This window comes from Trichloromonas sp. (genome assembly GCF_041583255.1).
GTDB lineage: Bacteria > Desulfobacterota > Desulfuromonadia > Desulfuromonadales > Trichloromonadaceae > Trichloromonas.
The window spans coordinates 1-11,143 of sequence record NZ_JBFHGD010000106.1; the positions used below are offsets into that span (position 1 = coordinate 1).

At 57.2% G+C, this 11,143-nt stretch carries 6 protein-coding genes and 1 pseudogene; all 7 read right to left on the reverse strand.

What is annotated here, in order from left to right:
* Nucleotides 1–586 (reverse strand): annotated as a pseudogene (locus ABYV89_RS09855) (bifunctional riboflavin kinase/FAD synthetase); the annotation flags it as partial.
* Nucleotides 583–2,757: a ribonuclease R gene (rnr, locus tag ABYV89_RS09860; protein ID WP_432822784.1), complete on the reverse strand. Its 2,175-nt coding sequence runs from the start codon at nt 2,755–2,757 to the stop codon at nt 583–585. The pseudogene ABYV89_RS09855 and the gene rnr, both read right to left, overlap by 4 nt.
* Nucleotides 2,758–2,769: 12 nt before the next feature.
* Nucleotides 2,770–3,810, reverse strand: coding sequence for a hypothetical protein (locus ABYV89_RS09865; protein WP_432822785.1), 1,041 nt, complete (start codon nt 3,808–3,810; stop codon nt 2,770–2,772).
* A gap of 29 nt (nt 3,811–3,839) precedes the next feature.
* On the reverse strand, nt 3,840–5,189 hold the full coding sequence (locus ABYV89_RS09870; protein ID WP_432822786.1) for a DUF1015 domain-containing protein: 1,350 nt from the start codon (nt 5,187–5,189) through the stop codon (nt 3,840–3,842).
* Between the two features lie 151 nt (nt 5,190–5,340).
* Entirely contained in the window at nt 5,341–5,730 is a 390-nt protein-coding gene (locus tag ABYV89_RS09875) for a type IV pilin protein (protein WP_432822787.1), read from the reverse strand.
* A gap of 187 nt (nt 5,731–5,917) precedes the next feature.
* Nucleotides 5,918–10,522, reverse strand: a complete 4,605-nt coding sequence (locus ABYV89_RS09880; RefSeq protein WP_432822788.1) for a pilus assembly protein — start codon at nt 10,520–10,522, stop codon at nt 5,918–5,920.
* Between the two features lie 74 nt (nt 10,523–10,596).
* Nucleotides 10,597–11,143, reverse strand: a 547-nt coding sequence (locus tag ABYV89_RS09885; protein ID WP_432822789.1) for a pilus assembly PilX family protein, incomplete at its 5' end; no start/stop codon positions are given.

Consider the following 11,143-nt stretch of genomic DNA (forward strand, 5'->3'; position numbering starts at 1 on the left):
CGCCGATCGGTGATCGCCACGTTGATTCGGCGTCCGCAGCCAACGCACCCCCGGTGACGTCGCCGGCACAGATCATTGTGCGGATAAGGGAACTGCTGTAAACCACGCTGTGCTCGGCAATGGGATCAAGGACTTCGACTCCGAAGCCGAACTCTTCCCCTTTGCGTCGGAGAAAATCGACATCCCCTCCGCGCCCCCGGCCGAAGGAATAATCGTATCCGACGATGACATGCTTGACACCGATGGTTTCCACCAGAATCTTTTCGACGAACTCGTCGGCCGACATGGCGGCCATTGCCCGGGTGAACGGTGCACAGATCAGCACATCGACATGGGAGGCCTCGATGAGGCGTTTTTTTTCAGCGTCGGTATTGAGCAGTTTCGGCGCCCGCTCCGGGGCCAGGAGCTTCAGCGGATGGGGCACGAAAGTAAGCACGACGGAGGTGCCGTCGCATTGACGGGCCTTGCGGATGACCCGCTGAAAAATCTCGCGATGACCGAGATGAACCCCGTCAAAATTGCCGATGGTCACTACCGCATTGCGCAGGGGCGCAGACAGTTGCTGCAGATCGGTGAAAAGCTTCATGGCTTGAATCGTTTTTTTCGGCCACGCCCGGGCGCCGGTTGCCGTTGTTCTGTTTCGACCAGCACAAAATCGATTTCACGCCTGGCCAGGTCGACCTTGGCCAAGCGCACCCGAACCGGGAAACCGACCTGGTAGATCCTGCGACGATGCTCTCCGATCAGGCGGTGCAGATCTTCTTCGTAATGATAAAAATCGTCGGTCAGACTGGAAACATGAACCAGCCCTTCGATGAAAACATCATTGAGTTCGACAAAAAAACCGAAGGGCTGAACCCCTGAGACCAGGGCGTCGAATTCTTCGTCGATCCGGGTCGCCATGAACTGGCACTTTTTCAGGTCGACAATTTCCCGTTCGGCCTCCATGGCCCTCCGCTCGCGCATCGAGGTATGCTCACCGGCCGGGGGGAGCCGTCGGTTGAGGGCTTCCTTGCGGCTTTCGGAGAGGGAACCCTGCGCCAGTACTTCGCGCAGAATCCGGTGCACGACAAGATCGGGATAGCGCCGGATGGGCGAGGTGAAATGACAATAGAGCTTGGCGGCCAGGCCGAAATGACCGGCGTTGTCGGCCGAGTACCGGGCCTGCTTGAGACTGCGCAGCAGGACGTTGTTGAGGAGTTTTTCCTCGGGGCGACCCGAGGCCTCATCGAGCAGCTGCTGCAGTCTGCGCGGGTCAACGCCGGTGGCACCGAGTTCCAGCCCGTAATTGAAGTGGGCAGCGAATTCCTGGAAAGCCTGCAGCTTTTCCAGGTCGGGCGGCTCGTGAATGCGGTAGAGCAAGGGCGCCTGCCGCTCGTGCAGAAAGGTCGCCACCGCTTCGTTGGCCGCCAGCATGAACTCTTCGATCAACCGGTGGGCGAAGGTGCGTTCGGCCCGGACGATATTTTCCGGTTTGCCGCGCAGGCCAAGCACCACTTCGGCTTCGGGCAGGTCGAAATCAAGGCTGCCGCGCCGTCTTCGCATCTCGATGAGTTGGCGAGCCAGCTGCTCCATGACTTTAAGGTCGGGATAAATCGGGGCGTAGCGGTCGATGACCGCCTGCTCCGCCACTTCGATCATGGCGTGCACCTCGGTGTAGGTCAGCCGCGCCCGACTGCGAATCACCGAAGGGTAGAACCGGCTTTCGAGACGCTGCCCTTGGCGATCAAAGAGCATCTCGGCGGTCATGGCCAGACGATCGACCTCGGGGTTTAAGGAACAGATGCCGTTGCTCAGCGCCTCGGGGAGCATGGGAATGCACTGGCCGGGGAAATAGACGCTGGTCGAACGCTCATAGGCTTCACGGTCGATGAGGCTTTTGGGGGCCACGTAATGCCCGACATCGGCGATCGCCACCCAGAGCCGGATCCGGCCATCGGCTTCAGCCTTGACGGCGACGGCATCGTCGAAATCCCTGGCCGTTTCGCCGTCGATGGTCACCAGCGGCAGCGAGCGCAGATCGATCCGTCCTGCCAGGTCGTCCGGAAGCACCTGGTCGGGAATCTCCCCGGCGGCGGCCAGCACCGTCTCGGGAAAGCGATGCGGGAGATTATGTTTGTAGGCAACGGTCAGGATTTCGACGGCGGGATCATCGGCATCGCCGAGAATTTCGATAACAGTCCCCTCGGGACCGCGGCTGCCGCTGGGGAAGGCATCGATGCGGGCGACCACCATCTGGCCGGGGCGCGGCGCGGTTGCAGACTGGTCAAAAATGAAGATATCGTGGCGCACCTTTGGATCCGCCGGGACGACGTAACCGAAGCCACGTCCGGCTTCGTAGCGGCCGACCACCTGCCGATGGGAACGCTCGACGATGCGGACCACCCGCCCCTCGGGCTTGCCGCTGCGCCCTCCCCGTTCGACCCGCACGGCCACCGTATCGCCGTCCATGACTTCACCCAGGTGCCGGGCCGGAACAAAGATATCCTGGCGGGCTTCCGGCGCGGAGACGAAGCCGTAACCATCCCTGTGTATGGAGACCTTGCCGACCACCAGGTTGACCTGCCGGGGCAGGGAGTAGCGGCCATTCTTGTGCCGGATCAGGCTGCCGGCCTCGACCATGTCATCGAGCAGGCGGAGCGCTTCCTGGCGCTCCCCCCGCTTGAGCCGGAAACCGGCGAGGATATCCCGCGTCGTCTGGGGCCGGCGGGCCTGGGTGGCAAGAAACTTGACCAGGTCTTCGGGTGTGAGCGCCATGCGTCCTTGATCCTAGGTTTTCGCCGGCGCGGGGACCACGCCGCGGGCCCACAGATGCTTGCCGAACTTGCGATAGCCGTAGACGTTGTTCAGGCGGGCATCACTGGCATCATCGACCGGCAACACGTGCCCCTTGAGCAGCGGTGAAAGGTATTTCGCCAGCACGGCGCCGCCGCCGCCGGTGATCACCATGGTATCGATGTCCCAGTCGTCGGCCCACAAGCGGTCAACCTCGTTGGCCACGGTCGAAGCCAGCTGACTGAAGACCTGCTCGGTGAGCTCCTTGAGATCGTACTCCTTGCCGCGGATCTTGATAAAGCCCCGATCGACGGCGTCGTAGAGGCGATAGAGCTCGACGTTGACCCCGCTCTCCTCGCGCAGCTTGGTGGCAATCACGTTGAAGGCCCGGGCAATGCCGGAATCGGTGGTGCGGCTGCCCCGCTCCGAATAGCGCATTTTGTCGGAAATGGTGTAGTCGGAGGTGCGGAAACCGACGTCGATGATGCCGATTTTTTCCTTGACCAGGCGCTTGTCGCCCAACTCGCCGAGATCGTTCAGCATCAGGTTGAACATCGAGCCGAACGGCTGGGGAATCACCCGCACCTTGTTGATGTTGATGATCTTCTCCTTGGTCTGGCCGGCGGCGTCGGTAAGGACCACCCGATGTTCACCACGCAGGATGGCGGCGACATCCTTCTTGTATTTCTGGTAATAACCGATCGGCAGACCGGTCACCAGGTTAATCGGAATATGACCACCGACCAGCCTGGCCGCCGCTGCCAAAGCGAGGATTTTGGCGAACTTGGCGATGAACTGCCCCTGGTCGAGGGTGAAGAAGCGTACGTTGCTCTGCCGTTCGGCCAGTTCGCCGAGAAAATACGACTTGCCGTCGACGTCGATCTGCAGGTGCTCGTCCTGGGCGGCGTCGGCCAGAATCAGCTCGCGAAACTGCACATCGGTCGCCTCGCCAAAAACCGACTTGAAGACCAGCGATTCGTTGCCGTTGGTCGCCTTGGTAAAACCAAAACCTATATCAATGCCGAGAATTTCCACATACCCTCCTTTTTGTGACGAAAAAAAATTCAGCTGCCGACCGATTCGCCTTCGACAATCTTGTTGACCACCATGCCGGAAAGCAACTTGGGATAAAAGTAGGTTGATTTCTGCGGCATCTTCTCCTCCGAGTTGGCCACCTCGCGCACCTCGCTCATGCGGGTAGGATTCATCAGAAAAGCCAGCGGGGCCCCTTCTTCGGCAACCAGCCGAAACGGCTCGTCAAACCCCTTAATGTACTGCAGATTGGACTGTTTTTCCAGGGATTCGTGAGAAATCTTCAACAGCCGGCCGAGAACCAGGCGGTGCAGAATCGACACATCCAGGGTGCGCAACACCTTGGGCGTTTTCGTGTCGAAAAACTGGTCCATGACCTTTTCATCCTTGAGACTCAGGTAATGGATCTGGTCCGTGCCGGTAAAGAGGGCCAGCACATGCCGGCTTTTGCCCAACTCCGCCAGGGTCTGGCGTACCTCGAGACGGGCCGAGGCGGATGCCGCATCGAGGGGGCGGCTGTCGATATCGAAATAATCGACCAGCTCCCCGAAAAACGCCTCGAGCCGGAACTGCGGCAGATTGCTGACTACCCGGTGAGCCGGAAAGACCTGCATCCCGCGATCTTCCATGTTGGAAAAACAGATCATGACGTAGTTGAAAAGCTCTTTGCCGGTATAAGCAGGATGCTTTTCGCGCATGTAATTCCGATAACTTATCGCCGCTTCATAGCGGTGGTGCCCATCGGCAATAAGGAGTGGCTTGTTGTCGAGTACCGACTGAACCTTGCTGATCAGCGATGGCTCAGCGGTACGCCAGAGCCGGTGAGTGACACCGTCGTCATCACGAACCGCAAGATCAGGGTCGCGGTTCTTTTCTCTTTTGCAAAAAACCTCGAGAACACAGCAGGGATCGGAATAGAGGGCGAAAACCGGGCTCAAGTTGGCATTGCAGGCCCGGGTCAGCTGGTACCGGTCCGCCTTGGGATCGGAGAGGGTCTTTTCGTGGGGTTTGACCAGGCCGGTGGAAAAATCCTCGATGCGGGAAAGGGCGACGACCCCGTGACGGACCAGAATCTGGCCGTCCTCGATGGAATATTCCTGATCATACAGGTAGATCGAAGGCTCCTGGTCGCGCACCAGAATCTCTTCATCCTGCCATTGCTGAAAGAAGCGGGCAGAGCGGGTATAGCGGTTGTCCTGCTCCGAATCCCCGGACTGCGTCTTGCCGAGAATCAGCTTGACGATGTTGTTTTCGTGACGAAGAGACAGTTCATCCTGCAACGAGGGGGAGATTACGTCATATGGAGGAGCCATCACCCTGGCGGGATCCGGCACCCGCCCCGGGTTGTATCGTACCCCCCTGAAGGGGACTATCTTGGCCATGCAGAAAAACTCCCTGTACCGCATTAAATGAGATCAACACTATACGTAAATCCCATAAAAGGTTGCAAGGGAAAACTCCTGGTCGTACACACGGGACTGCACCCCAAACCCTTCAGGGCGCACCAAGGGGTGCCCGTTAAAACAAAAAAAATCACCAGCAGTCCGCCGGTTTTTTCAGCCCGGCCTGATTGATGGTCATAACCGCGCAGCGGCTGTCTTTCGCCTGCGCCCCCTGCCCCGTTGCGGCAAGGGTAAAACTGGTCGCCGAGGGATCGGCGCTGAAACTCAGCTGATATTTGCCGCCTTCAGACTTCAGGGGGATTGTCCCTCCGATAGCGGCGCCCACATAGGTGTTGTTTTGCGTGTAGTACCGCTCCATGAGCTGAGCCCCCTGCACCAGGGCCACCTTGCCATCGGCGCGGCCGGCGCTAAGCAGATAGTTATTATAGACGGGGGTGGCGATGGCCGCCAGGATCCCCAGAATGGCGATGGCAATGATCATCTCGATCAAGGTAAACCCGGCTGGCTTCTGCAAATCCATAATTTCTCCCAAAGGCATTCAGTCCAAAAACTTCAACTGACCCAATCTAACGAGCAAGACATGTCTCACGCGGAGACGCAAAGACGCCGTTAAACCCTGAAAATGCAAACCGCCTCTGGCATCGGCCCTTACTGCGGCGCCAGCCTGCGTCTTTAGTGAGCATAGCGAACGAGCGTGAGATATGTTTTTATTGAAGCTGGCGCCAGGACCTCCGGCCAGCGCCGACCGGATCTCCAGCGGCCGTATCGAGGCTCTCGGTGGCGCCATCTGAATTCGGGGTGACCAGGTATTCACTTTGCCCGTCTTCTATGACCGTCGGAGTCTGGATGATGCCATTTCTGGTCCGAACACCGCTGACATGTTTGTTCATCGATTCAGGAGCTCCATTTTCGCCGGTTCCGGTAACCGAAACCCGGTCATCGTCATTATGAGTCTTGCTCCTGTCAATATCGAAGACGGTGTAACCGAGGCTGCCGCCGTCAAAAGCATCCAATTCCATCAGCCAACTGCTGCCGCCGGCATCACAAGGGTGAGCCGATGGAATCAGGGTCACGAATATAATCCGGTCGTGGCGGAACAGGGCGTTGGAGACAACCCGTTCCCCATACCTCATGGGACCGGGAGAAACAAGGTCAAGATACCAACCCCGATTGACGCTGCTGACAATCGGGTTATCTGAAACAACTCGAACATCCCAGTCGGAAGAGGATGTCTCATTACTGATGATTTGCGCCTGAAGCAGACTGCGGTCGGTTACTGAGATTCGTTCGCCAGTATCCCGGATACCATAAAAAGTCTGCACTTCGCGATCGGCATGGGTTTCCGGGATCTCATTATCTCCCATCTCGAAAAACTTACCGGTACCGAACAGGATCATGTATCCCTCGATGGGGTGCCTGGCCACGGTCGGACGCACAGTAACAGGTTGAATCTCCCCATTAGGCCCTACGGCCTTGAACAGTGGACGGGGAACCGCATCCGCCTCGGTGTAGGCTAGTTTCCAATCGATAGCGTCATCGCCACTGACATCGAATTTCCACAAATTTCCCTGCAAATCGCCGGCATAGATCGTATCGATGATACGATCACCATCGGTGTCGACCGGCGCCGGACTGGAGAGCCCGTTGGGGCTGGCGACGGAACCTACCCCGACGTCAATCGCCTTGATTATCGTGCCATCGGCAATATCGGCGATGTAAAGAACCGCTTTACCTGTTGCGCTGTTGTATCCATTACCAAACAAGGCAACCCATTTACCGTTAGCTAATCGGGCGATGGTCGCATCGCCAATGGTATAACCGAGATCGGCGTAACCATCGTAACCGGCTCCCGTCGTCGCCGAACTGATTTCCCATAACACCGAATTTTTATCAAAATCCTGCGGGTAGCTCACATCGAGGGCAAAAACCCCCTGCCCCCCGCCGCCAAGGGATTCGACCAGAACCGTATGCCAGGCCGAACCGAAATAGGCATCCACAGCCTTCGGCGCCCCATCCACCAGATAGCGGTGAGCGTTATCCCGGGAACCGTAACTGCGTTCGGGCAACCTGTTCAACAGGGGAATGGTCGTATCCGGAGCATATGCAAACAGCTCAACCCCGGTCGTCGCAGAAAAAGCATGCAGCATGCCGTCGTTGGCGCCGACATAGACAACCGGCGGACGCGACTGGTACCTGTTGCCGGCCCGAAAATTCTTGTACGAAACGCCCTCGGGGAGAGCTGAGCGATCATAGAGATAATTAGGGTTTCCGACATAAAGAGGATCGGAATTGACGATGTCCCCCAGCAGCCTCGCACGATCACGAAAAAGACCGTTGTTCTGGTTTTCATTGGTCTGATCACCACGCAAATAAGCCACCCGGTTTGCCCCCAGGGTGTCGACTGTACCGAAAACATCCTTATTCAAGGAGGATTGCTGGGTTGCCGTCAGCTTGTCCCACAAAAACTCCCCACCGGTAGTAACGGCTGTCGACGTGTAAATGTTGCGATCGGCTTCAGCAGGGATCAGTTCAGCAGAATTCCACAACAGATCCCCCAGGCTGCCGTCCCAATTGATCTGATAGGCCAACAGCTCACCAGACCAGTCACCACTGTTGAAACGAGCCTGATAAACAACCGTACCCGAATTGAGCTGGGTCGAGTTTGCGGCAACCGATGCCGAAGAAGACACCTGTGCCGTCAGCTTGAAAAATACTTCATTCAGGGCCTTTTCGAGCTGGGTCGGATTGGTGGAAAAGTAGTAATTGTCGGGCAAGCCGTCGCCGTTTGTATCCCATGACAGCGTTTCTGCCGGAAAATCTCCGGCTTTATCGAAGCCTCCCCATTTGCTCGCATAATAAAGGGGTTGCTCAAGAACCAGACCTGTAGCATTCGATGAAATATAGAATGTTTGCCCTACTGCGGCATCGGCGGCAGTACAGCCGGTGCATCCAGTGATCGACGTGGCGTCGCTAAAGGTAAAGCCGTTGATCCCCGAAAAAGCATGAAACCCGTCCGCCGTGGTGCCGCTGATAGAGAAACCGAACCCCATCGAATCGGGAGTCGATTGGGAAAAAACATCCGTCGAAACAGTGATGGTTTTGGCTGCGTTGTCGATTCTGTAGCGAAGAACGCCGCTCATGTCCTGGTCGTAGTCGCCCCCCTGCTCGCTGTCTTCCCACTGCACGAAAAACTCGCCGGTACCATCCACCAGACTTTGACTGATTTTTTTAAAATTAACGATGGCGCAGTTGGCTGCGGGCGAGAGGGAGGTATTGCGACAGGCCGGCAGGATAGTCAGCGAGGGGACCGTCTCCCCGGGCAGGGGAATTTCAATTTTCGGTACCGCTGGAGCTAAAGAGACACCGAAGGTTTTCACCGTCTGTTCGTCTTGAAGATCGTTCCGGATACTGTGAGTATAAGCGAAGTGGGCCAACCCGGCGATATGATAAGAACCGCTGAGTCGTGGCGACTCGGGGCAGATGCCTTTGACATCCCCCAGAGAATAGACCCTTTTTGAAGTGCATAACTGATTGTTGTCGGTGCCGTTTTCACCGACGAACCAGTTCTGGCCATGAATCCTTTCCCCCTCGCCGACCACATCGGTGAGGGCCTCGACCGACCCGGCGCCGGGCAGATCAACCGACCCGGCCGATTCAAGCTCGTCGGCATCGTAAGAAGCCATGCTGGCATTGAAGTTGATGATATTCAGGGGGGCACAGTAATTGGCCTCACTCAAGGGGTCAGACCAGGCGGCAGTACCGAGGCCGGGAATCTTATCATCGCCGCTGATTGTATAGTTCGCGGTATCGCCGGCAAAATAGCGCAGGCTTTCAAGGAATATTTCAGATTGCGGATTGCCCCAGTTGCTGCACTGGCCATTGAGGAAAGAGCTTTTTCCCCAGTTACAGTTGTCGCCACCAGAGGACGAACTATTGTAGGTCCCCTCTCCGTGGTCATAACCATAAAGCCGTAACTTATTCAACGTTTGGACAATGGTCCCGGTCGACGGCGGCGTTTTGAAGGAACCATCGCTGTCAACCCTGATTTCATCCAGAAAAGAACTGACATTTTTCCGCAGCACCCCTCCCGATTTGTTGTAGGTGTAGCTGCCGGTCATCAGGCCGAACAGGAGTCGCTCGTCATCGCCGTACATCTGCAGCAGACCGACCGGCTTGTAATTGCCGTCGGGATAGCGCTTGCAGCGTTCGGTTCCCAGCAGGTTGCGGTCGCAGACCTTGACCCGCACGTTGTAATCCTTCTGACCTAGCCCGGCACTGGCCTTGACCGGTGAGTTTCGGCTGGCGAACAGCCCCGAAATAACGGCATCGTTTTGGTTGACATTGGTTTTTTCTTCGTGCCACCGGCACTGCCAGCGCTCGTTGGCGGTCCAGAGGTCGTAGTTCCCCTCGGCCACGCGCAAAAAGGGCGGGGCCGTTACCGACTGGGAAAAGCCGCTACTCGCCACGGTGGTGTTACACAAAGTGATGCCGACCCGGGTCGGATTCGTGATTTCCCAGTTTGCGCAGGTACCGGAACCGACACTTTGAGTTACGATCACCGTCAGGGAGCCGCTAGCGGGATCAAACGCCGAGACATAACCGCGCATATTCTGACCAGTTGGATTGGTCGGGTTGGTAATGATCACCTGATCTCCGACCTGGGCCTTGCCGCCGGTATAGCTGGTGGCGAAGGTTTTCGAGCCGAGATCGAAACTCTGCGAAGTCGAACTGGTCGCGGTGGTCGGTAGCGTTGCCGGGGAGAAAGGAGTCAACCGGTCAATATCGCTCCCCGGATAATATTTGACCCAGCTATGGGCATCATTGGGGAGATAGGTCCGCTGCAGAACGGTCAGTGACGAATCATCGGCAAAACGGTCACCGCCGTAGAGGATCTTGCGTACCGCATCGATCCGGGCCATCGAGGCCCAGTTCAAAAAGTTGCCGCTCCACTTGTTGCTGCAATATTTGTCGGCCGTAGTGGCGTCTGGTTCAAAACGGCCGTTTGTCGCACTGTAATCGTAGCATTTGAACGAGTCGAAATAACCGTAGTAATCGACGTTGTGGGAATAGCTGGCATTGGGCGACCCGTCGTTGTCCAGGTCGTCGTATTCGTTGTACGCCGAGAAAAACAGCTGGTGGTCATTGGACATGTTGAGCATGACCAGCGGCGTCGCGGCCCGGGTCAGAAAAAGGGGGACCTGGGCGATGGGACCCGTCGCGGCCTGAACCACCCCGGGAATGACAAGCGGCAGCAGGAAGATAACAAGAAACGCCCGTGCAACTCTGCACCGGCTTGAGATTTGGTTGTTCATGCCCCCTCCAGGTTTTTGTCAGCACAGCAAACAGTCGCGATTACAACGGTCAGCCGAATATCCTTCGGCACCGGTCAGAAAAGACGGCTCAGGTAGGTGCTTTGCAGCATGACCGCAGAGGTTGCGTTGACGCCAAACCCCCGCGATGTGATCCGAAACACCATCTGGCATTTGGGCAGGTTTTCATCGACAGGCGCTTCGCATCGATCGGGCTGCAATCGCTCGACGATATATCTCGGCGGCACCACATCGGCCAACGCGGTGGCCGAATAGAGGATGGTTTTGCTGTTATCACTCCAATTGGCAGATTCCCAAACCGGTACCGCACTCGATAAAGCCGGTTCAAACAGCCCGTTGGTCCCGGTAGCGGAGAATTCGAGTTCCTGCAGAGCGGTAATCGACATGCCGCCGAGAAAGGTCTCGCCATCGCGCAAGGCCGCCTCGGCAGCCTGAAATGCCAGGTCGCGCTGGGCAAAATTATTGGCCATGCGTTCCTCAAGGGTCGTGGCCTGCATAGCCGTCACCCCGATCAAAGAAAGGATGAGCAGGATCATCAGCCCTGCGATCAGGACAACCCCCCGTTCATTGTTTTTCCAGAATTTGCGGCTCATGGCATCTCCC

Bases quoted from the DNA above. Each gene is read 5' to 3' on its own strand.
- ABYV89_RS09880 (WP_432822788.1), bottom strand. From the start codon at position 10,522: ATGAACAACCAAATCTCAAGCCGGTGCAGAGTTGCACGGGCGTTTCTT.
- ABYV89_RS09870 (WP_432822786.1), bottom strand. From the start codon at position 5,189: ATGGCCAAGATAGTCCCCTTCAGGGGGGTACGATACAACCCGGGGCGG.
- ABYV89_RS09875 (WP_432822787.1), bottom strand. From the start codon at position 5,730: ATGGATTTGCAGAAGCCAGCCGGGTTTACCTTGATCGAGATGATCATT.
- rnr (WP_432822784.1), bottom strand. From the start codon at position 2,757: ATGGCGCTCACACCCGAAGACCTGGTCAAGTTTCTTGCCACCCAGGCC.